This window comes from Microvirga puerhi (assembly GCF_020089865.1).
GTDB classification, from domain to species: domain Bacteria; phylum Pseudomonadota; class Alphaproteobacteria; order Rhizobiales; family Beijerinckiaceae; genus Microvirga; species Microvirga puerhi.
In genome coordinates, this window is sequence record NZ_JAIRBM010000001.1 from 454,987 (window position 1) to 475,865 (window position 20,879).

The following is a 20,879-nucleotide window of genomic DNA, read 5'->3' on the forward strand; positions in this document are numbered from 1 at the left end:
TTCACGCGCGGGCCGACTGCTCCTCCCATGCTAGATTCGGAGAGGCATCCTGCATCAAACGAGGGGTGCCGATCCGCGGGAGCACTCCCTCGCGCATGAGTGCGCGGCGGAGCGGGCCCACGCTGGCAATCGCCAACAGTCCCGCTCCACGCAAAAAATCGGCAGGCAAGAAACCAGCGAGAAGGGTGCGGTTCAGCCCGTCCACCGCGGCAGTCCGCAGGCGCACGTCCACGTCCCTGCCTCGCTGATAGCGCCTCAGGGCGTCCTCCGAACCCGGCTCGCCTCCCTCGTCACCTGCATCGATGACGGCATCGCGCAGAGCTGCCACGTCGCGGAGTCCGAGATTAAGGCCCTGCGCCCCGATCGGGGGGAAAACGTGCGCTGCCTCACCGACAAGCGCGAGCCGCGTCGCTTGGAACCGATTGACTGATAATCCGCTCATCGGCACGAGGCCACGAGGGCCGTCGAGGCGGACGGAACCGAGGATCGACTGGGCCTGACGCTCGATGGCCAAGGCTAAGTTCGCATCATCAAGGGCGTGGAGGCGCTTTGCCTCGTCGGATTGGGCGACCCACACGAGACTTGAGCGGCGACCGGGCAGGGGGACCAGCGTGAACGGGCCGTGGCGGGTATGAAACTCGGTCGAGGTGTCCCGATGATCGCGGTCATGCGCCAGGATCGCGGTCACTGCCGCTTGGGGATAGGACCAGGTCCGGGTCTCGATGCCTGCCGCCTGGCGCAAACGCGAGTTTCGCCCATCTGCCGCCACGACGAGACTGGCCGTCAGAATGGTTCCATCCGCGAGCGTGACGGCTGCCTCGGCCTCGGTGGCCGCGAAACTTGACGCCTGTTGTGGCAGGAGGCTGAGATCGTCCTGTGCCTTAGCGGCTCCGGCGAGTTTTTCGACAAGCGTCGCGTTCTCGATGTTCCAGCCGAAAGCGTCGAGCCCGATCTCCGATGCGCGGAAGGATGCCGGAGGTGGCCGAAAGAGGCTCCCGGTATCGTCAATGATGCGCATGGTTTCCAATGGGGCGGCATCCACCGCCACGTCGGGCCAGACCTCCAGCGCTAGGAGGAGGCGGACGGATCCATTCAGCAGCGCCACCGTGCGGCCGTCCCGCCGCGCATCGAGAGTGCCGACCAGCGCGGTTCTGTAGCCGTCGCGGGCGAAGGCGAGGGCCGCGCAAAGTCCTGCTGCGCCGGCACCGACGACGATGATGTCATGGGTTCGTTCGGACACGTACTCTCCTTCGGGACTTTATGGACCGGGACCCACAATAAACCGAGCATTCGCCATTGCCGACCGGCCCGGCTCCTCCCTATGATCCCTTACCCGGCGGAAGTCGACGACGAAACCTGCTTGTCCCAGGCGGAGCAAGCTGACATGTAGGCGCTGTCGACGGCCCCATAACCCTCTCAGCCAGAGTCGCAGTGCGTGAAGGCAGACGTTTCATCATCGCCGCCCCTCGTCGCGCTTAGAGGCATCAGCAAGCGCTATGGGGACCTTCTGGCCAACGATCATATCGACTTGGCGATCGATCGGGGTGAAGTCCACGCGCTTCTTGGAGAAAACGGCGCCGGAAAATCCACTCTGGTCAAGATCCTCTATGGCGTGATCGAACCGAGTGCCGGTGAGATCTTCTGGGAGGGCCAACCCGTCACGATCGGGTCTCCGGTCGAGGCGCGGGCGCTCGGCATCGGAATGGTCTTCCAGCATTTTTCGCTGTTCGATGAACTGACGGTCGCCGAAAACATCGCTGTCTCCCTCTCGGACGACTGGACCCTGTCCCGCGTGCGGAATCGTCTCGGCGACATCAGCCGTGCCTACGGACTCGCCCTCGAGCCGGATCGGGCCGTTTGGACACTCTCTGCCGGTGAGCGGCAACGCATCGAGATCGTGCGCTGCCTGCTTCAGAATCCCCGTCTTCTCATCCTCGACGAGCCGACCTCGGTCCTGACCCCGCAGGAGGCCGAGCATCTCTTCACTACACTCGACAAGCTTGCGGCGGACGGTTGCTCAATTCTCTACATCTCACACAAGCTCGAAGAGGTGCGCCGCCTCTGCCGGCAGGCGACCATTCTTAGAGGCGGACGTGTGATCGGAACCCTCGATCCGCGCGCCAAGAGCGCGCGTGAGATTGCCGCCATGATGGTCGGCACGGAGATCGGGGAAGTCCGCTCGGGCACCCCTCATGAGCCGAAGGGCAGCATGCTGGAGGTTCGTGATCTTTCGCTATCGGCTCCAGGTCTGCACGGTCAGTCCCTGGAGGCCATTAGCCTGCTTGCCCAAGCCGGAGAGGTAGTGGGTATCGCAGGCGTAGCCGGCAACGGCCAGAGCGAGTTATTCGCCGCGCTCTCGGGAGAACGGCTGGCTGCTGCTGCGGAAACGATCCGGATCGCTGGCCAGGTTTGCGGGACATCCAACATCGACTCGCGGCGGCGTCTCGGGGCTGCGTTCGTGCCCGAGGAACGGCTCGGCCATGCGGCGGCGCCGACCCATCGACTGAGTGAAAATACGCTGATCTCGCACGCTGCCGCAGAGGTCAGCCATTCCGGTTTCATTCTGCTGAACGCAGCAAAGCGTCTCGCGCAATCGATCGTGAAGAGTTTCGATGTGCGCACACCCGAGCCTGATCCTCAGGCACGCAAGCTCTCCGGCGGCAATCTCCAGAAGTTCGTCATCGGTCGCGAGATCATCCGACGCCCCAAACTGCTTGTGGTCGATCAACCGACCTGGGGTGTCGATGCCGGCGCCGCGCGCCTGATCAGACAGGCTCTTGTCGATCTGGCCGGGGAGGGCAGTGCGGTCGTGGTAATCAGCCAGGATCTGGACGAGCTTTTCGAGATCGCCGACAAAATGGCCGTCATCCATCAAGGACGCTTAAGTCCACTGAGAGGGATTACCGAGTGGACCAAGGAGGCCGTAGGTCTCGAAATGCTTGGAGAATCGCAGTTGCACGGGGCGTCTCATGCGGTTTGAGTTGACGCCGCGCGCGTCCGTTGCCCCGTTCATGCGCACTCTGGCTCCCATCCTCGCCTTCATCACGGCATTTCTCATTGCCGGGTTCGTCATCTGGCTCCTCGGGCGGTCCCCTCTCGCCGCGTTTCAGGTTTACGTCGTTCAGCCCTTGAGCGATCCGTGGGCGCTGCAGGAGCTGCTCGTCAAAGCAACCCCGCTGGCGCTCATCGCCATCGGCCTCTCTTACTGCTTTCGCGCCAATCTCTGGAACATCGGTGCCGAGGGCCAATACGTGGTCGGCGCAATCCTCGGCAGCTGGCTGGCGCTCCGGACCCACGGCACGGACGCCGGCATCTGGGTCCTTCCGGCCATGCTCCTCCTCGGCATCATTGGCGGGGCCCTTTACGGTCTGATCCCGGCCTTCCTGAAAACCCGCTTCGGCGTCAATGAAATCCTGACGAGCCTCATGCTCGTCTACGTGGCACAGCTCCTGCTCGACTATTTGGTCCGTGGTCCCTGGCGGGATCCGAAGGGATTCAATTTTCCGCAATCGGTGACGTTCGATCCGGCAGCCACCCTGCCGACCCTCGGTGAAGCGAGCCGGGTCCATTACGGCACGGTCTTTGCAGTGCTGGCGGTGATCGTGACGGCCGTCGTGGTGGGACGCACCCTCTTTGGTTATCGCCTCCGTCTGACGGGCGATGCACCGCGGGCCGCGCGCTTTGCGGGCTTCAGCTCCAAGAACACCACCCTTGCCGTCTTCGCCATTTCCGGTGGCTTGGCCGGCCTTGCCGGAATTTCGGAGGTTGCAGGCCAAATCGGTCAGCTTCAGCCCTCCATCTCGCCGGGATATGGCTTCACAGCCATCACCGTTGCCTTTCTGGGGCGGCTCAACCCCTTCGGCATTCTGGTGGCAGCGTTGGTCGTTGCCTTGACGTTCATTGGTGGCGAAAGCGCGCAGATCCTGCTCAAGCTGCCGCTCGACCTGACGCAGGCCTTCCAGGGCATTCTTCTTCTTTGCGTGCTCTCCGCCGACGCTCTGGTGAGCTATCGCGTTCGCATCATTCGTCGGGGAGGAGGCAAATGACGATGTTCGAGGCCATTCTCCTGACAATCGTCACGGCTTCGACGCCACTCCTCATCGCCGCGATTGGGGAATTGGTGACTGAGCGCTCGGGCGTTCTCAACCTCGGGGTCGAGGGCATGCTCGCCATGGGGGCGGCCTGCAGCTTCGCGGCGGCCGTTACCTTCGACTCAACTTTCCTGGGCGTCGCCGCCGGCATGCTGGCAGGCGTGGCGATGGCAGCGGTGTTCGCCCTTGCGGTCTTAGGATTCGCCGCGAATCAAGTGGGGTCCGGATTGGCGCTCACCATCCTGGGTCTTGGGCTGTCGGGCCTGATTGGCGCGCCGTTCGTGGGAGCCCGTCGAAATCCGGTCGAGCCGATTTCGATTCCGGGCCTTAGCGATATCCCCCTGATAGGTCGCCTGTTTTTTGAACAGGATCTTTTCGTCTACGCGTCGATGCTGCTCACTGTCGCGGTTGCCCTGTACCTGAGCAAAACTCGCTCCGGCCTCACCCTTCGGTCTATCGGCGAAAACCATACCTCGGCCCATGGTCTGGGACTTCCCGTTCTCCGGATGCGGCTCCTCGCGATCCTCTTCGGTGGCGCCTGCTCCGGATTGGCGGGGGCCTATCTTTCCCTTGTCTATACCCGGTTCTGGTCTTCGGGGATGACCGCCGGTCGTGGCTGGATCGCCCTGGCACTGGTGGTCTTCGCGGCATGGAGACCCGGCTGGGTATTGGTCGGTGCCTATATATTCGGCGCCGCGACGGTGTTGCAGCTTCATGCTCAAGCGGCTCAGTTCGGCGTTCCGTCGCAACTTCTCTCCGCCGTCCCGTATCTCGCAACGATCCTTGCTCTTCTGCTGCTCTCGATCCGCCACGGCAGGGCCATCGGTGCCCCCGGTTCGCTTGGTTCCCCTTTCGTGCCTGACCGGTGAACAAAGCGATGATATTGTGAGCACAGAGACACTTGCGGGAAGATTTGAGACCTGCGACGAAAGCCTGAATATCGAAACCCAGGGGAGCTAACATGTCATTTCGATCCATCCTCGGCGCCGTGGCGGGCGTGACCGCCTTGGCCCTCTCGGCTGGCAGCGCCGGAGCTCAGGAGAAGCTCAAGATCGGCTTCATCTATGTGGGACCGGTCGGCGACTACGGTTGGAGCCACCAGCACGACATCGGTCGCAAGGCGGTCGAGAAGGCCTTCGGCGACAAGGTCGAGACGACCTATGTGGAGAGCGTTCCCGAAGCCGATTCCGAGCGCGCGATCGAACAGCTCGCTCGCACGGGCCACAAGCTGATCTTCACGACCTCCTTCGGCTTCATGGAGCCGACCCTGAAGGTCGCCAAGAAGTATCCGAACGTGAAGTTCGAGCATGCAACGGGGTTCAAGCGGGCTCCCAACCTTTCGACTTATGCGGCGAAGTTCCACGAGGGCCGCTACATCATCGGCCAGATTGCCGCCAAGATGTCGAAGTCCGGCACCATCGGGTATGTCGGCGCCTTCCCAATCCCGGAAGTCGTTTCGGGCATCAATTCGTATTTCCTCGGCGCGCAGTCGGTAAATCCGAACATCAAGATCAAGGTCGTCTGGGCCAACTCCTGGTATGACCCGGCCAAGGAGGCGGATGCCGCCAAGGCCCTGCTCGACCAGGGCGTGGATATCATTGCACAGCATACTGACAGCCCGGCACCGCTCCAGGCTGCGGAGGCGCGCGGCAAGTTCGGGTTCGGCCAGGCTTCCGACATGGAGCAGTTCGCTCCCAAGGCTCAACTGACCGCCATCGTCGACAACTGGTCGGATTACTATATCGCGCGCACCAAGGCCGTTCTCGACGGCACCTGGAAATCCGAGGATACCTGGGGCGGCCTCGCAGCCCACATGGTGGTGATGGCGCCCTACAAGAACATGCCTGACGACGTAAAGAAGATGGCTGAGGAGACCGAGGCCGCCATTAAGTCCGGCAAGCTCAACCCCTTCAAATGCCCGGTCTTGAAGCAGGATGGCTCGCAGGTCGAGTGCAAGGGCGACGGCGCCCTCTCCGACGAGCAGATTCTGAGCATGAACTTCTATGTGAAGGGCATCGACGACAAGCTGCCGCAATAGGCAAAGCTTTCATGGCAATCGGGCAGCCGAGCAATCCGGCTGCCCTTTTCTTTTTCGGACGACTGTCTCTTAAGCGAGAGTGGCCATGGCTGAGGCTGGGATGATCCAACCGACGGACGGAGACGTTCTGATCGTCACCGACGTGCAGTACGACTTCCTTCCTGGTGGGGCCCTTGCGGTACCGGGCGGGAATGAGGTGATCGAGCCGATCAACCGGCTCGCCAAGGCGTTCCGACACGTGCTGTTGACGCAGGACTGGCATCCCAAAGGGCATACGTCATTCGCGTCCAGCCATCCCGGCAAGAAGCCCTTCGATACGGCAGAACTTACCTACGGAACCCAGATTCTCTGGCCGGACCATTGCGTTCAGGATACGCCGGGGGCCGAGATCTCCCGCGATCTTCACATTCCCCATGCCCAGCTCGTCATTCGCAAGGGTTTTGACCCGGCGATCGACAGTTATTCGGCTTTCCTCGAGGCCGACCGCCGCACGACCACGGGACTAGCCGGTTATCTGCGCGAGCGAGGCTTCAGCCGGTTCTTCTGCACGGGGCTGGCGACCGATTTCTGTGTCGCCTGGACGGCCCTCGACGCAAAAGCAGCGGGTTTCGATACCTACGTCATCGAGGATGCCTGCCGGGCCATCGACACCAATGGCTCCCTTGAGCGGGCGCTTCAGGACCTGAAAAGCGCCGGTGTTCATATCATTCAAAGCCGGCATATTGCCCGCGAATGACGGTGCGGCGCCCTGAAAAGAAAAGGGTTGCTCCTGCCGAAGGTCTCCGCTGCGCTTGGCGGCATTTGCGAAAGGGCGCCGAAACCCTTAAGTCATCGGCATATGCCTTTCGCATAAGGCTCTGCCCTCAAGGTTCCGTTTCATGGCCGTCGTTCTCGACCTTCTGAACAAGGACAACCGTCCCCGTCACCCGGAAAAGGCGCACCGGCCGGACCAGCCTGTCCAGCAGCGCAAGCCGGACTGGATCCGCGTGAAGGCGCCCGGCTCGCCGAAATGGGCCGAGACCAACCGCATTGTCCGCGAGAACAAGCTCGTGACGGTGTGCGAGGAAGCCGGCTGCCCGAACATCGGAGAGTGCTGGGAAAAGAAGCACGCGACGTTCATGATCATGGGCGACACCTGCACGCGGGCCTGCGCCTTCTGCAACGTGAAGACAGGTCTTCCCGTCGCACTCGACCCGAACGAACCGGAGAATGTGGCCAAGGCCGTTGAAAAGCTCGGTCTGGAGCACGTCGTCATCACGTCCGTGGATCGGGACGACCTTGCCGACGGTGGAGCACAGCATTTCGCGGACGTGATCCACGCGATCCGGGCGCGATCCCCGAAGACCACCATCGAGATCCTGACGCCTGACTTCCTCCGCAAGCCCGGCGCCCTGGAGGTCGTGGTCGCAGCCAAGCCCGATGTCTTCAACCACAATCTCGAGACGGTGCCGTCCAAGTATCTGAAGGTCCGGCCCGGTGCCCGGTACTTCCACTCGATCCGCCTACTTCAGCAGGTCAAGGAGCTCGATCCGACGATTTTCACCAAGTCCGGCATCATGGTCGGCCTGGGCGAGGAGCGAAACGAGGTGCTTCAGCTCATGGACGACCTCCGCTCTGCGGATGTCGACTTCATGACCATCGGTCAGTATCTCCAGCCGACGAAAAAGCATCATCCCGTAATCCGCTTCGTCACACCTGACGAATTCAAGGCCTATGAGACCACGGCTTATGCCAAGGGCTTCCTGTTGATCTCGGCGACGCCGCTCACGCGCTCGTCGCATCATGCGGGTGATGATTTTGCGCGCCTGAAAGCCGCCCGCCTTGGGGCTTCCAAGCTCTGAGGCATTCCGGATGCGCCGAATCCTCGTCATCGGCTCACCGGGAGCGGGCAAGACCACACTGGCCCGGCGCATTGCGGAGGCTCTTGACCTCCCACTCGTCCATCTCGATCGGGAGTATTGGCGTCCAGGTTGGGTGAAGCCGTCTGACGAGGCATGGGATCGCCAGGCAGATGAGCTTGCAGCGCGACCTGCCTGGGTCATGGACGGCGAGTATTTCGATCTGTCCGACCGCCTGATCACCCGAGCGACGACGATCATCTGGCTCGATCTTCCCAATTGGCTGTGCCTCTATCGGGCACTAGGACGCCTGACCCGCCACTATCGCCAGGAACGCTCCGATCTCGCCGAGGGCTGTCCGGAATATTTCAACTGGGACTACGTGACCTTCATCCGCGACATCTGGAAATATCCATCCCGCAACCGACCGGGGATTCTGGCACGCCTCCGGGCATTGAGACCGGATCAGGAATGCATCATCCTTCGTTCGTCACACGCCGTGCGGGAGCTTGCCGACGGCCTGCCGTCAACTCTTCCTGAGGCCGCCTGACATGCCGTCCTTCCGTTCGACCCGATCCGTCAAGCACACGCCTGCACAGATGTTCGCTCTGGTAGCCGATGTCGAAAGCTACCCGGAATTTCTGCCTCTCTGTGAGGACCTTCGCATCGTCCGCCGAGCCCAGAGCGGGGAGGGGATCGAGACGCTCGTCGCAAACATGACGGTCGGCTACAAGGCCATTCGGGAGAGCTTTATAAGCCGCGTAGAGCTCGATCACCCGAGACTGCGCATCGAGGTGGAATACATTGACGGTCCTTTCAAACATCTCGAAAACCGTTGGACCTTCCGGGAAACCCCGACGGGTTGCGACGTCGAGTTCTATATCACCTACGAGTTCAAGAGCTTCGCGCTCGGCGTCCTGATGGGTGCGGTCTTCGACAAGGCGTTCCGCAAGTTTGCGGAGGCCTTCGAGGAGCGAGCAGACGAGATCTACCGGCCCTCATCCCTCACGGCCAAGGCCTGATCAGGTCAGTGCCTGCTCCAGCAGGCTCAAAGCATCTTCTACGGCGCGATGGCGGACATTCTCTCGGCCAAGATCCCCGTAGCGTCGCTCCAGGTGGATCGTCGATGCTCCCTTTCGTGCGAGGCCGAAATGGACGAGCCCGACAGGTTTGGCGGCGCTTCCTCCGGTTGGCCCCGCAACGCCAGTGATTGCCACCGCGACCTGGGCTCTCGAATTGGCCAAAGCTCCTTCCGCCATCGCGCGCGCGACAGGCTCACTTACGGCGCCGTGCACAATGATGAGGTCCATGGGGACACCGATTGCCTCCGCCTTGGCTTCGTTGGAATAGGTGACGAAACCTCGCTCCACGACAGCTGATGATCCGGGGATTTCCGTCAGAACACCGGCGACGAGGCCTCCCGTGCAGGATTCTGCTGTTGCGAGCATCCATCCCCGCTTTGCATAGGCAGCAATGATCAGACCGGCGCGTTCCTTAAGGCTGCCCATCATCAATCGTTCTCCGGCAGGCGAATGGTTGCGGCCGCCTGTGCGGCAAGCCCCTCGCCGCGACCGGTGAAGCCCAGCTTCTCCGTGGTCGTGGCTTTGAGCGAAACCTGATCGAGCCTGAGACCTGAAATCCCGGCGATCCGCTGCCTCATCGCCTCCCTGTAGGGGCCAAGGCGGGGTTTTTCGCAAAGGAGAGTCGCGTCGAGGTGATCGACGATCCCACCTCGTTTCCTCACGAGAGCGACGGCATGCTCAACGAAGCGGTCCGACGAGGCGCCGCGCCATTGCGGGTCGCTCGGAGGGAAGTGCGTACCGATGTCGCCGTCTGCGAGAGCACCGAGGATGGCGTCGGTCAGGGCATGCAGGATCACGTCGCCATCGGAGTGGGCCACGACACCCTTGTCATGCGGAACCTTGATTCCGCCGAGCCAAACATGGTCGCCCTCTTGAAAGGCATGAACGTCAAAGCCGGTACCGAAGCGTGTGAGGTAAGTCATGGATTTCTCGGTCAGGCGCCTCTCGGCGCTGATGAAGTCTGCGTTGTGGGTCAGTTTGGTATTGCGAGGATCGCCCTCAAAGACGAGGACCGGACGTCCGGCCCATTCGACCAAGGCTCCATCGTCGGTAAAGTCCTTCAGGTCTGAAGCGTGCGCCTTTCGATGGGCGTCCAGCAGCGCCTGGAATCGGAAGGCCTGGGGCGTCTGAATGGCGCGAAGCCTCGCCCGGTCAGGGGTCGAGACGACCTTGCCACTGTCATCGGTGATCTTGATCGTATCGGTGACCGCGATGCCCGGGACCGCCGCAGAGAAACGCCCCGCGGCGTCGATTGCTCGGTCGATGAGGGTCGAATCGACGAACGGGCGAGCGGCGTCATGAACAAGCACGATCTCGGGCCGCAAACTCTCTAACGCCTCCAGACCGTGGAGCACCGAGACTTGGCGGGTGTCACCTCCCGCCACAGGAGCCAATAGGTGTTCCGTCCGGCACCCGACTTCGCCGACCGCGCGCTCGTAAGGAACCCTGTCATCGGGGTGGATCACCGTGATGATCCGCGCGATGCCCGGATGTGACAGGTATTTTTCGAGGGTCCGTGCAAGGACCGATCGTCCGGCGAGGGATCTGTACTGTTTCGGAACGCCTTCTCCCGCCCGAGAGCCACGCCCGGCAGCGACGATAAGGGCGGCAACGGACATCGGATTCGTGGCCTCCATCAAAGATGAGCTGTCGTAAGGGCGTTGTGCTCATAAGGCAAATCAGGTGCTTCACCAAGGCGATGGCTCCACGAGGCGCAATCCAGCCTCAACCGAGGCGCTTGCATCGCTCTCGATTCTGGCTATTGATTAGGCACAATGAATTCTGATCAAAAATTAGGCGAAGCTCTTCTGGCGATCGGTCCGGTACTGGTCGAGGTTCCGGCTGTGCTCGCCCCGCTTTCGGGAGTTACCGATGCGGCCTTTCGCAAGATTGCGCGGCGCATGGGGGCAGGGCTCGTCGTCTCGGAGATGGTCGCCTCAGACGAACTCGTCCAGGGTTCAGCCGAAGCCCGCCTTCGAGCGGAAGGGGGCGGGATCACGCCGCATGTGATCCAACTCGCGGGCTGTGATCCTGAATGGATGGCGCAGGCAGCCCGCGTCGCAGAGGATGCCGGTGCCGACATCATCGACATCAACATGGGGTGCCCGGCCAAGCGGGTGATCGGCGGCTATGCCGGCTCCGCGCTCATGCGTGATCTCGACCATGCTTGCCGGCTGATCGAGGCTACCGTCTCGTCCGCCCACGTTCCCGTTACCGTCAAGATGCGCCTAGGCTGGGACGAGGCGACGATCAATGCGCCGGAGCTGGCCCGGCGTGCAGAAGCCCTCGGCGCAAAGGCTGTAACGATCCATGGCCGAACCCGGCAGCAATTCTACAAGGGAGAGGCCGACTGGGCTGCCGTCGCATGCGTTTCCGCCTCGGTCAGTCTGCCGGTGGTTGTCAACGGGGATATCGGCTCCCTCGACCAGGCCCGTCGCGCCTTGAAGACCTCCGGCGCTCACGCGGTCATGATCGGACGTGCGGCGATGGGGCAACCATGGCTCGTCGGGCAGATCGGCGCGGCGTTGAACGGACAGCCTGTCCCGGATGTGACGCCGGAAACGAGGACGGAAGTCGCGCTCGAGCATTATGACGGGCTTCTATCGCTCTACGGCCTTCACGTCGGTATCCGTCATGCCCGCAAGCACTTGGCAGCCTATGCCGACGTCGCATCGGCTGCCGGCTTCCATGTGGATGCGGAGCGCCGGCTCGCTCTCGTCACGTCGGACGATCCGAAGGTCGTGAGCGACATCCTCGGTGGTCTCTACGCAGATCCAATCCGCGAGGCCGCGTGATGATCGGACAGAATATCAACGATCACATCATGAATGCGCTGCCGTTGCCCGTCCTGACGATCGGTATCGACGGGCGCATCCGGCATGCCAATGCGGCCGCAGAAGCCTTTTTCGAGATCAGCCTGCGCGTCATGCAGCGTCAGAGGCTCGCCGATCTCGTGCCCTTCGGCTCGCCCGTCGTGGGGCTGGCGGAGGATGTCCGGCAGAGGGGAGCGAGCGTCAGCGAGCATCGGGTCGATATCGGCAGCCCCAGGATCGGCGCGGAGCGGATCGTCGATGTTTTCGCGACTCCACTCGGCGATGACAGCGACGATGTGGTCATCATGCTTCAGGAGCGCACCATCGCGGACAAGATGGATCGTCAGCTCACGCATCGCGGGGCTGCACGCTCCATCACGGCGCTCGGCGCGATGCTCGCCCACGAGATCAAGAATCCCTTGTCCGGCATCCGCGGCGCCGCACAGCTCCTGGAGCAATCCGCTGCCGATGACGATCGGCTGCTGACGCGCCTGATCTGCGACGAGACCGATCGGATCGTGAAACTCGTGGAGCGCATGGAGCTTTTCGGCGAAGAGCGCCCCGTCGAGCGGGGTCCTGTCAACGTCCATGGCGTGCTAGATCACGTGAAGCGCCTCGCTCAATCCGGCTTTGCCCGTCACATCCGCTTCGTCGAGAACTACGACCCCTCCTTGCCGCCGGTTCTCGGCAATCGCGATCAGCTCATCCAGGTGGTCCTCAACCTTGTAAAGAACGCCGCCGAGGCCATCGGCATCGACGCGACGGACGGCGAAATTGTTCTATCTACCGCATTTCGCACTGGTGTCCGCCTTCAGGTCCCGGGCGCGCGGGAAAAGGTCAGCCTGCCGATCGACCTTTCGATCAGCGACAACGGGCCAGGCATCCCGCCCGATCTGGCGAGCGATCTTTTCGATCCTTTCGTGACCACGAAAGCGCAGGGAAGCGGCCTCGGGCTCGCCCTCGTCGCCAAGATCGTCGGAGACCATGGCGGCATCGTCGAATGCGACCCGGCGCCCCGCCGAACCACCTTCCGAATTCTCCTGCCCATGCATCGCGCCAATGATGGCCGCGAGGCCGAATTGTGAGGCTCCGACCATGCCCAGCGGACAGATCCTTCTTGCTGACGACGATGCCGCCATCAGGACCGTGCTGAACCAGGCATTGTCCCGCGCCGGCTACGAGGTACGCTCCACCAGCAATGCCGCCACTCTGTGGCGGTGGGTCGCCCAAGGGGAGGGCGACCTCGTGATCACCGACGTGGTGATGCCGGATGAGAATGCGTTCGACCTCCTGCCGCGCATCAAGAAGCTGCGGCCGGAATTGCCGATCATCGTCATGAGCGCCCAGAACACTTTCATGACAGCGATCAAGGCTTCCGAGCGCGGAGCCTATGAATACCTGCCGAAGCCCTTCGACCTGAAGGAACTTGTCGCTGTGGTGGGACGCGCCCTGGCCAAGCCCCGGACCCCGCTCCATCAGCCGCAATCGTCGGAGGAGGGGGAGATTCCCCTCGTCGGCCGATCCCACGCGATGCAGGATATTTACCGCGCCCTTGCCAGGCTGATGCCGACCGACCTGACGGTCATGATTACGGGCGAGTCGGGCACCGGCAAGGAACTCGTCGCCCGGGCCCTCCATGACTACGGCAAACGCCGCCAAGGGCCGTTCGTGGCCGTGAACATGGCGGCAATTCCGCGAGAGCTGATCGAATCCGATCTGTTCGGCCATGAGAAGGGAGCCTTCACCGGGGCGATGGCTCGCAGCACTGGCCGATTCGAGCAGGCGGAGGGCGGGACGCTTTTCCTGGACGAGATCGGCGACATGCCCATGGAGGCGCAGACGCGGCTGCTGCGTGTTCTGCAGCAAGGCGAATACACGACCGTCGGCGGTCGCATTCCCATCAAGACCAATGTCCGCATCGTCGCGGCCACCAACAAGGACCTGCGGGTGCTGATCCAGCAGGGTCTTTTCCGAGAGGACCTGTTCTTCCGCCTCAACGTCGTTCCGCTGCGACTTCCGCCCTTGCGGGAACGCGTGGAGGACATTCCGGATCTGACCCGGCACTTCTTCGCCCTGGTCGAGAAGGAAGGTCTCGCCCGTAAGCAGCTTGACCCCGAAGCCATGGATCGTCTCAAGCGCTATCGCTGGCCGGGAAATGTCCGCGAGCTCGAAAATCTGATCCGGCGGCTGGCGGCTCTCTATCCGCAGGACACGATCACGGGCGCCATCATTGATGCGGAACTCGATGCCCAGCCGCTGCCAATGCCGCAGCCCACGGGCAAACCCGCGACACCGTCCGCCATCTCGGAAGGACTTTCCGATGCGGTTGAGCGCCACCTGGTCGAGTATTTTTCCGGCTTCAAGGATACTCTGCCGCCGCCCGGCCTCTATCACCGTATCCTCCGAGAGATCGAAGGTCCGCTGATCGGCGTCGCCCTGGCGGCTACCCGGGGGAACCAGATCCGCGCCGCTGAGCTTCTCGGCGTCAACCGGAACACCCTGCGGAAGAAAGTCCGGGACCTGGAGCTTCAGGTCGTGCGATCGGGCGGACGCTGAGCTGGGTCATCCCTTCGGATGTAATAATTTGACCACAGTGTTGTGTTGGTGCATCACCCATCTGTAAGGCGCACCTTCTCAAGCGCCTCAATCGTGGGGCACCGGTCTTGATACAACAAGACAATCCAGCGCAACGCCAGACAGGCGACCTGGTCCAGCGCAGTCTCGGATGGCTGGGCGCGACCGCCGTTCTGCTGGCTCTGGCATCGGCCCTCACGACGTTCCTCGTGCTTGCCGGATTGACCCCGATTCTCCCCACACACAACGTGGTGATCTGGGTTTTTATCCTTAATGGCGTCCTCATTCTGCTGCTTCTGGGCATCGTCGCCTGGCAAACCAAGCGACTGATGCACGAGCGCCGCGCCGGAGCGGCCGCAGCCGGGCTGCACGTGAGGATCGTGGGACTCTTCAGCCTTGTGGCGGTCCTCCCGGCAATTCTCGTGGCGGCTGTCGCGACAGTCACACTGGAGCGGGGACTCGATCCCTGGTTCACGGGCTCCATAAAGGATCTGATGGTTAATACGGTGGAGATTGCGCGATCCTATCGCGAACTCCAGTGCCGTACCCTCGCGCGCGAGACGCAGCTGATGGCGGCGGATTTGAACCGCGCGAAGGTCCTCTACGATGCGGACCGCAAGGTCTTCAAAGACTTCATGAATTCCCGCGCGGTCTTCCTGGGCTTCCCCTTCGTTGAGCTGCTGGAGCCCGACGGCACGGTTGTCGAAAAGCTCGAAGCGAAGCCCATCGAAGGGATACAACCTCCCGAGCCTGACGATCTCCGCGAGGCGAGCGAGAACGAGGCGCTCTGCCTCTTTCCTCGCAGCGGCAACGTGTTTCGTTCGATCCTGAAATTACAGGCTCACGGCGGGCGCATTCTCTACGTGGCCCGTGAAGTCGATCCACGGGCGGTGGAATTCCCCCCCGTCGCCGAAGCGGGCGTGGCCTTCTACGAGGCGTTGGAACAGAAGAAGGTCGGGATTCAAGTAGCTTTCGCGTCGATGTTCGCGCTGATTGCCCTGATCGTGCTCCTGTCGGCCATCTGGTTCGGCCTGAACTTCGCCAACCGTCTCGTCGCGCCGATCCGCCGTCTCATCCATGCCACCGACCAGGTGGCGACCGGGAATTTCTATGTTCAGGTTCCAGTCCGACGCGGGGAGGGGGACCTCGCGCATCTGGGCGAAACCTTCAACAAGATGACCTCGGAGCTGCGCCACCAACATGATGGACTGACGGCAGCGAGCGAACTCATCGACCGCCGGCGGCGGTTTACGGAGGCCGTTCTGGGCGGCGTCTCGGCCGGCGTCATCGGCATCGACGGGCAGGGACAGATCACGATCGTCAATCCCTCGACAGAGGCCCTGTTGTCGGCCTCCGCGAACGAATTGCTGGGACGACCGATCGTTGCCGTCCTCCCTGAGATAGCGGACCTCATCGAGGAGATGCAGCACGGCCGTCAACGCCTGACCCAGAAGCAGATTCAGATGGCCCGCAAAGGCAAGGAGCGGACCATCAACGTTCGCGTCACAAGCGAACATATCCGCAGCGAGGAGCGTGAACTGGTGGTGACCCTCGACGACATCACGGACCTCGTATCGGCACAACGCACCTCTGCCTGGGCCGATGTTGCGCGCAGGATCGCACACGAAATCAAGAATCCGCTCACGCCGATCCAGCTCTCCGCCGAGCGCATCCGCCGCAAATACGGCAAGGTCATCACGACAGACCGGGAGGTGTTCGACCAATGCACGGCCACCATTGTCCGGCAGGTGGACGACATCAAGCGGATGGTGGACGAGTTCTCGTCCTTCGCGCGAATGCCGAAGCCGACCATCGGCGACGAGGATCTTGTCGAGACGATCCGACAGGTCGTCTTCATGATGCGGATCGCCCATCCTGAGATCCAGTTCGTGGACGAGTTGCCGCAAAGGCCGGTCGTCGCGCCATTCGACCGGCGGCTTCTGTCGCAGGCCGTCACGAACATCGTCAAGAATGCAACGGAAGCGATCATGGCCGTGCCGGACGAAGAGCGCGGAGACGGGCGGATTTCCGTCCTTCTGGACGACACGCACCCAGCCTACCTGATCCTCGCGATCACCGATAACGGCAAAGGCTTTCCGGTTGAGGGCCGACAAAGGCTGCTCGAGCCCTACATGACGACCCGGGACGGCGGAACCGGACTGGGGCTCCCGATCGTTGCCAAAATTCTGGAAGAGCACGGGGGAGGCATGGACCTTGTCGATAACCCTCACGGACGGGGTGGACAGGTTCGTATGTGGATACCAAAGACGACACATGTTGCATTGGAAAAGACTTCGGATGGGGCCGCCACGGCCAATTCACGGGGGGCGGGCCTATGAGCGCTGATATTCTTGTCGTGGACGATGAAGCCGATATCCGCGAGCTGGTCGCCGGCATTCTGGAGGACGAAGGACATCGTACGCGTACGGCCGGAACCTCGGACGAGGCCCTTGCCTCTATCGAGGCGCGCCGCCCACATCTCGTGTTTCTCGATATCTGGCTGCAGGGCAGTCGCCTGGATGGACTTCAGGTCCTGGAGTTGATCAAGCAGCAGCACCCCGATCTGCCAGTGGTGATGATTTCAGGCCACGGCAATATCGAGACGGCCGTCTCGGCGATCAAACTGGGGGCCTATGATTTCATTGAAAAGCCCTTCAAGGCTGATCGGCTCGTGCTGGTCGCAGAGCGCGCGCTCGAAGCCTCGCGGCTCAAGCGTGAGGTCCGTGACCTGCGCGCCCGGTCAGTGCAGGCGAGCCGAATCGCCGGGCGCTCCGTCGCAATCAATCAGCTGCGCCAATCTGTCGAGAGGGCAGCACCGACCAATGCCCGGATTCTGGTGACCGGGGCCCCCGGCTCCGGCAAGGAGCTGACGGCACGCACCATTCATGGCCTATCGATGCGAGCCAATGGCCCCTTCGTCGTGCTCTCGGCCGCAACGATCACGCCGGAGAATATGGAGGCTGAGCTCTTCGGCACGGAAGGCGAGGACGGTCGCGGGCGGAGGGTCGGAGCGCTTGAGGAAGCGCACGGCGGATCGCTTTATATCGATGAGATCGCGGACATGCCCCGTGAAACCCAGAACCGCATTCTGCGCGTTCTGGTGGACCAGAATTTCCAACGGGTCGGAGGCACCACGCGCGTCCACGTGGATGTTCGCATCATCTCCTCTTCGAGCCGCGATCTGCCGGCCGAGATCGCCTCGGGCCGTCTGCGGGAGGATCTGTTTCATCGCCTCAGCGTCGTGCCGATTCGAGTGCCGTCCCTGGCAGAGCGACGGGAGGATGTCCCTGAACTGATCGAGTTCTTCATGGACCAGATCTCCGCCGCCACGGGCCTCCCGAAGCGCCGGATCGCCGATGACGCGATGGCCGTTCTTCAATCCCACGATTGGCCTGGGAATGTGCGCCAACTGCGCAACAACGTGGAGCGGCTGATGATTCTCATCTCTGGAGATCCGGAGGCCGCGGTCACCGCGGACATGCTCCCGTCCGAGATCGGGACCTTGGTGCCTTCCACCCCGGGCGGGGCAGGGGGAGAGAAGCTGATGAGTCTGCCTCTGCGCGACGCACGGGAAATTTTCGAGCGTGAATATCTGCTCGCCCAAATCGCGCGGTTTAGCGGAAATATCTCCCGAACGGCCGAGTTCATCGGCATGGAGCGCTCCGCGCTACACCGTAAGTTGAAGTCGCTCGGAATTGGCGGATAGGCGCGATCCACGGGAAATTACGTCAAGTTTGAATATAAGAAGAGGGAGACCTCTTGCTTAACGTTATGGTTCGCCCTGTAATAAGTGCGCCGGTCGACCACTGCCCTCGGGCGGACAACCATATAGAGGCGGCCCCAAAGCCAAGATCGGCGGCGACGGGCTGACGAGGCAACTTCAATGGCGGGCGATCGCACGCAGAACCTTCAGGACACCTTCCTCAACTACGTCCGAAAGAACAAAGTACCTCTCACGATCTTTCTCGTGAATGGCGTCAAGCTCCAGGGCGTGGTGACCTGGTTCGACAATTTCTGCGTTCTCCTGCGCAGGGATGGTCATTCTCAACTGGTATACAAACACGCCATTTCCACAATTATGCCGGGACAGCCTGTTCAACTCTTCGACCAAATCGACGAGGCGAGCGAAAAGGCTTGAAGTGACGGAACCCCTTTCTCCGGGTGAACAGCGTCTGGCGCAGCTTGCCGAGCCTGAAAAGGAGGTTGCGGCAGGGACGAGGTCGCTCGTCGTCGGCCCATACCTGACCCGGAGAAGGCGGTTTTCCGCCGGCTCTGACCAACCGGAGGGGGCGGATAATCCGCGCCCCCCCGAGGCAAGGCTGGATGAGGCGACCGGATTGGCCGGGGCCATCGACCTTCATATCGTCGATTCGATCATGGCTCCGCTCGCTGCTCCTCGGCCTGCCACCTATATCGGCAGCGGCAAGGTCGAAGAACTGGCCGGATTGATACGGGCCGAGGACATCGGCTTGGTGGTCATGGATTGCGCACTCAGCCCCGTCCAGCAACGCAATCTCGAGAAAGCCTGGGGCGCCAAGGTGATCGATCGCACGGGCCTTATCCTCGAAATCTTCGGCCGTCGGGCCCGGACCAAGGAAGGCACACTCCAGGTCGAGCTGGCGCATCTCTCCTATCAGAAAGGGCGGCTTGTGCGGTCCTGGACCCATCTGGAGCGTCAGCGAGGCGGGTTCGGGTTCCTTGGCGGCCCTGGCGAGACGCAAATCGAGGCGGACCGCCGCATGATTCAGGAGCGGATGACGCGGATCGAGCGGGAATTGGAAACGGTCGTAAAGACCCGTTCGCTCCATCGGGCCAGCCGTCGCCGAGTGCCCTATCCGATCGTCGCCCTTGTCGGCTACACGAACGCCGGCAAATCGACCCTGTTCAATCGCCTAACGGCTGCCGACGTTCTGGCGGAAAACATGCTTTTCGCCACACTGGATCCTACCTCACGGGCCATCGATCTGCCGCATGGGGAGAAGGCGATCCTCTCCGATACGGTCGGATTCATTTCCGAACTGCCGACCATGCTGGTCGCGGCCTTTCGAGCGACCCTGGAGGACGTCATCGAGGCGGATATCCTGCTCCATGTCCGAGACGTATCCCACGGTGAGACCGAGGCGCAGGCCGACGATGTGGCGCTCGTCCTGAGAGAGCTCGGCATCGATCCCGACGATACGAGACGGATTGTCGAGGTCTGGAACAAGGCCGATTTGCTTTCGCCCGATGACCGCCAACGGTTGGACACGACTTCTCACCGTACATCGGAGGAGGGGCGTCCTATTCTCATTTCGGCCTTGACGGGGGAGGGTCTCCCGGACCTCCTCACGGCCATCGAGGAGCATCTTGCAACCGGCAGATCGAGCTATGAGGTCGATATCGCGCCGGAAGACGGGCAGGGCTTCGCCTGGCTCCACGAGAACACCGAAATCCTGGACCGTCGGACGACCGAAACAGGCCATTCGATCCTTCAGGTGCGCCTCGTAGCCGGCAAGGAGCCCCGCTTCCTGAACCGGTTCCCTCAGGCGAAGGTGTTATGACGCCTCGGGATCCCGCTCGCGGCGCTTCGCTTCGACCCACAAGGCTTCCATCTCTTCGAGAGACGCTTCATCGAGCGTCCTTTTCTGTTGCTGCAAGCCGGTTTCGATCTGCCTGAAGCGGCGCTCGAACTTGGCATTCGTTCGGCGCAAAGCGCTTTCAGGGTCGATGCCGTAATGCCGGGCAAGGTTGGAGACGGCGAAAAGAAGATCGCCAATTTCATCCTCCACCCGATCCTTCTCTTGCGACGCGGCCGCCTCCTTCACCTCGTCTAGCTCCTCATGAATCTTGTCGATCACCTGGGCTGGATCGGGCCAGTCGAAGCCGACCTTTGCCGCCTTGGTGGTGAGCTTGTGGGCACGGGTGAGGGCAGGGAAGGCTGAGGGAATATCGCCGAGAAATTCGCTCGCCGCGGAGAGCGGAGCCGATCCCAGACGCATCCGATCCGCCTGCCTCTCGGACTTCTCCTCGCGCTTGATTTCATCCCAAAGTGATTTCACCTCAGCCGGGCTGAGGTCACGGGCATTGCCGAAGACATGGGGATGCCGGCGGATCAGTTTGCGGGTGATCGCCTCCACGACGTCAGGAAAGGCGAACGCCCCCTGTTCTTCGGCCATACGCGCGTGAAAAACAACCTGAAGCAACAGATCGCCCAGCTCCTCCTTGAGGTCGCCGAGGTCCCCACGCTCGATGGCATCCGCCACCTCATAGGCCTCCTCGAGAGTATAGGGAGTGATCGATGCGAAGGTCTGCTCCAGGTCCCAAGGACAACCGCTTCCCGGCGTCCGCAGGGCGGCCATGATCTCGATCAGACGTGCAACGTCTCGGGAGGGCTTCATCGGGCCGTTCATGGGATCGATCGTGCTCCAGCGATGGTCTCGTTGCGCATCAGCCATAACGACAGA

Annotated in this window: 19 protein-coding genes; 15 read left to right on the forward strand and 4 right to left on the reverse strand. The window is 62.1% G+C overall.

Annotation, left to right across the window (positions count from 1 at the left end):
• Nucleotide 1: 1 nt before the first annotated feature.
• A complete protein-coding gene (locus K9B37_RS02140) occupies nucleotides 2-1,240 on the reverse strand; it encodes a UbiH/UbiF family hydroxylase (RefSeq protein ID WP_224311130.1) in 1,239 nt (412 codons plus the stop codon).
• A gap of 195 nt (nucleotides 1,241-1,435) precedes the next feature.
• On the opposite strand from K9B37_RS02140, the gene K9B37_RS02145 reads away from it, so the two are divergent.
• The 8 genes from K9B37_RS02145 (at nucleotide 1,436) to K9B37_RS02180 (ending at nucleotide 8,989) form a co-directional block, all read left to right on the forward strand.
• Nucleotides 1,436-2,980 (forward strand): ABC transporter ATP-binding protein, encoded by a 1,545-nt coding sequence (locus K9B37_RS02145; protein WP_224311131.1) that lies wholly within the window; start codon nucleotides 1,436-1,438, stop codon nucleotides 2,978-2,980.
• Entirely contained in the window at nucleotides 2,970-4,046 is a 1,077-nt protein-coding gene (locus K9B37_RS02150; RefSeq protein ID WP_224311132.1) for an ABC transporter permease, read from the forward strand. Before K9B37_RS02145 ends, K9B37_RS02150 begins: the two co-directional genes overlap by 11 nt.
• Nucleotides 4,043-4,960: an ABC transporter permease gene (locus K9B37_RS02155; RefSeq protein ID WP_224311133.1), complete on the forward strand. Its 918-nt coding sequence runs from the start codon at nucleotides 4,043-4,045 to the stop codon at nucleotides 4,958-4,960. The genes K9B37_RS02150 and K9B37_RS02155 overlap by 4 nt, the downstream gene beginning before the upstream one ends.
• A 92-nt stretch (nucleotides 4,961-5,052) precedes the next feature.
• On the forward strand, nucleotides 5,053-6,129 hold the full coding sequence (locus K9B37_RS02160) for a BMP family ABC transporter substrate-binding protein (protein WP_224311134.1): 1,077 nt from the start codon (nucleotides 5,053-5,055) through the stop codon (nucleotides 6,127-6,129).
• 85 nt (nucleotides 6,130-6,214) lie between these two features.
• Nucleotides 6,215-6,865, forward strand: a complete 651-nt coding sequence (pncA, locus tag K9B37_RS02165; RefSeq protein ID WP_224311135.1) for a bifunctional nicotinamidase/pyrazinamidase — start codon at nucleotides 6,215-6,217, stop codon at nucleotides 6,863-6,865.
• 142 nt (nucleotides 6,866-7,007) lie between these two features.
• Nucleotides 7,008-7,970: a lipoyl synthase gene (gene lipA / locus K9B37_RS02170; protein ID WP_224311136.1), complete on the forward strand. Its 963-nt coding sequence runs from the start codon at nucleotides 7,008-7,010 to the stop codon at nucleotides 7,968-7,970.
• A 10-nt stretch (nucleotides 7,971-7,980) separates the two neighbouring features.
• Nucleotides 7,981-8,517 (forward strand): AAA family ATPase, encoded by a 537-nt coding sequence (locus K9B37_RS02175; protein ID WP_224311137.1) that lies wholly within the window; start codon nucleotides 7,981-7,983, stop codon nucleotides 8,515-8,517.
• 1 nt (nucleotide 8,518) lies between these two features.
• Nucleotides 8,519-8,989 carry a type II toxin-antitoxin system RatA family toxin gene (locus K9B37_RS02180; RefSeq protein WP_224311138.1) on the forward strand — a complete coding sequence of 157 codons (471 nt, stop codon included), beginning with the start codon at nucleotides 8,519-8,521 and terminating at the stop codon, nucleotides 8,987-8,989.
• On the opposite strand, the gene K9B37_RS02185 is transcribed toward K9B37_RS02180, so the two are convergent.
• Nucleotides 8,990-9,475: a CinA family protein gene (locus K9B37_RS02185; RefSeq protein ID WP_439651666.1), complete on the reverse strand. Its 486-nt coding sequence runs from the start codon at nucleotides 9,473-9,475 to the stop codon at nucleotides 8,990-8,992.
• A gap of 2 nt (nucleotides 9,476-9,477) precedes the next feature.
• Nucleotides 9,478-10,668 carry a bifunctional 2-C-methyl-D-erythritol 4-phosphate cytidylyltransferase/2-C-methyl-D-erythritol 2,4-cyclodiphosphate synthase gene (locus K9B37_RS02190; RefSeq protein WP_224311140.1) on the reverse strand — a complete coding sequence of 397 codons (1,191 nt, stop codon included), beginning with the start codon at nucleotides 10,666-10,668 and terminating at the stop codon, nucleotides 9,478-9,480.
• A gap of 156 nt (nucleotides 10,669-10,824) precedes the next feature.
• Between K9B37_RS02190 and dusB the strand changes: the two genes are divergently transcribed.
• From dusB to hflX, 7 genes are all read left to right on the forward strand, one after another.
• On the forward strand, nucleotides 10,825-11,844 hold the full coding sequence (gene dusB, locus K9B37_RS02195; protein WP_224311141.1) for a tRNA dihydrouridine synthase DusB: 1,020 nt from the start codon (nucleotides 10,825-10,827) through the stop codon (nucleotides 11,842-11,844).
• Nucleotides 11,844-12,947, forward strand: coding sequence for a two-component system sensor histidine kinase NtrB (locus K9B37_RS02200; RefSeq protein ID WP_224311142.1), 1,104 nt, complete (start codon nucleotides 11,844-11,846; stop codon nucleotides 12,945-12,947). The genes dusB and K9B37_RS02200 overlap by 1 nt, the downstream gene beginning before the upstream one ends.
• 10 nt (nucleotides 12,948-12,957) lie before the next feature.
• Entirely contained in the window at nucleotides 12,958-14,418 is a 1,461-nt protein-coding gene (gene ntrC, locus K9B37_RS02205) for a nitrogen regulation protein NR(I) (RefSeq protein WP_224311143.1), read from the forward strand.
• 107 nt (nucleotides 14,419-14,525) lie between these two features.
• Nucleotides 14,526-16,775, forward strand: a complete 2,250-nt coding sequence (locus tag K9B37_RS02210; protein ID WP_224311144.1) for a sensor histidine kinase NtrY-like — start codon at nucleotides 14,526-14,528, stop codon at nucleotides 16,773-16,775.
• On the forward strand, nucleotides 16,772-18,142 hold the full coding sequence (gene ntrX / locus K9B37_RS02215; protein WP_224311145.1) for a nitrogen assimilation response regulator NtrX: 1,371 nt from the start codon (nucleotides 16,772-16,774) through the stop codon (nucleotides 18,140-18,142). Before K9B37_RS02210 ends, ntrX begins: the two co-directional genes overlap by 4 nt.
• A gap of 177 nt (nucleotides 18,143-18,319) precedes the next feature.
• Entirely contained in the window at nucleotides 18,320-18,574 is a 255-nt protein-coding gene (hfq, locus tag K9B37_RS02220) for an RNA chaperone Hfq (RefSeq protein ID WP_224311146.1), read from the forward strand.
• Nucleotide 18,575: 1 nt separating this feature from the next.
• The gene (gene hflX / locus K9B37_RS02225) at nucleotides 18,576-19,976 is read left to right on the forward strand and encodes a GTPase HflX (RefSeq protein ID WP_224311147.1); all 1,401 of its coding nucleotides are present in this window, start codon (nucleotides 18,576-18,578) and stop codon (nucleotides 19,974-19,976) included.
• Here hflX and mazG read toward each other — a convergent pair.
• On the reverse strand, nucleotides 19,971-20,813 hold the full coding sequence (mazG, locus tag K9B37_RS02230) for a nucleoside triphosphate pyrophosphohydrolase (RefSeq protein ID WP_224311148.1): 843 nt from the start codon (nucleotides 20,811-20,813) through the stop codon (nucleotides 19,971-19,973). The two genes, hflX and mazG, sit on opposite strands and share 6 nt — an antisense overlap.
• Nucleotides 20,814-20,879 lie beyond the last annotated feature (66 nt).

Coding starts and splice junctions, on each gene's coding strand:
- K9B37_RS02180 (WP_224311138.1), top strand. CDS start 8,519: ATGCCGTCCTTCCGTTCGACCCGATCCGTCAAGCACACGCCTGCACAG.
- dusB (WP_224311141.1), top strand. CDS start 10,825: ATGAATTCTGATCAAAAATTAGGCGAAGCTCTTCTGGCGATCGGTCCG.
- K9B37_RS02175 (WP_224311137.1), top strand. CDS start 7,981: ATGCGCCGAATCCTCGTCATCGGCTCACCGGGAGCGGGCAAGACCACA.
- ntrC (WP_224311143.1), top strand. CDS start 12,958: ATGCCCAGCGGACAGATCCTTCTTGCTGACGACGATGCCGCCATCAGG.
- K9B37_RS02190 (WP_224311140.1), bottom strand. CDS start 10,668: ATGTCCGTTGCCGCCCTTATCGTCGCTGCCGGGCGTGGCTCTCGGGCG.
- K9B37_RS02200 (WP_224311142.1), top strand. CDS start 11,844: ATGATCGGACAGAATATCAACGATCACATCATGAATGCGCTGCCGTTG.
- lipA (WP_224311136.1), top strand. CDS start 7,008: ATGGCCGTCGTTCTCGACCTTCTGAACAAGGACAACCGTCCCCGTCAC.
- K9B37_RS02185 (WP_439651666.1), bottom strand. CDS start 9,475: ATGGGCAGCCTTAAGGAACGCGCCGGTCTGATCATTGCTGCCTATGCA.
- hfq (WP_224311146.1), top strand. CDS start 18,320: ATGGCGGGCGATCGCACGCAGAACCTTCAGGACACCTTCCTCAACTAC.
- K9B37_RS02155 (WP_224311133.1), top strand. CDS start 4,043: ATGACGATGTTCGAGGCCATTCTCCTGACAATCGTCACGGCTTCGACG.
- mazG (WP_224311148.1), bottom strand. CDS start 20,813: ATGAAGCCCTCCCGAGACGTTGCACGTCTGATCGAGATCATGGCCGCC.
- K9B37_RS02150 (WP_224311132.1), top strand. CDS start 2,970: ATGCGGTTTGAGTTGACGCCGCGCGCGTCCGTTGCCCCGTTCATGCGC.
- K9B37_RS02160 (WP_224311134.1), top strand. CDS start 5,053: ATGTCATTTCGATCCATCCTCGGCGCCGTGGCGGGCGTGACCGCCTTG.
- pncA (WP_224311135.1), top strand. CDS start 6,215: ATGGCTGAGGCTGGGATGATCCAACCGACGGACGGAGACGTTCTGATC.
- ntrX (WP_224311145.1), top strand. CDS start 16,772: ATGAGCGCTGATATTCTTGTCGTGGACGATGAAGCCGATATCCGCGAG.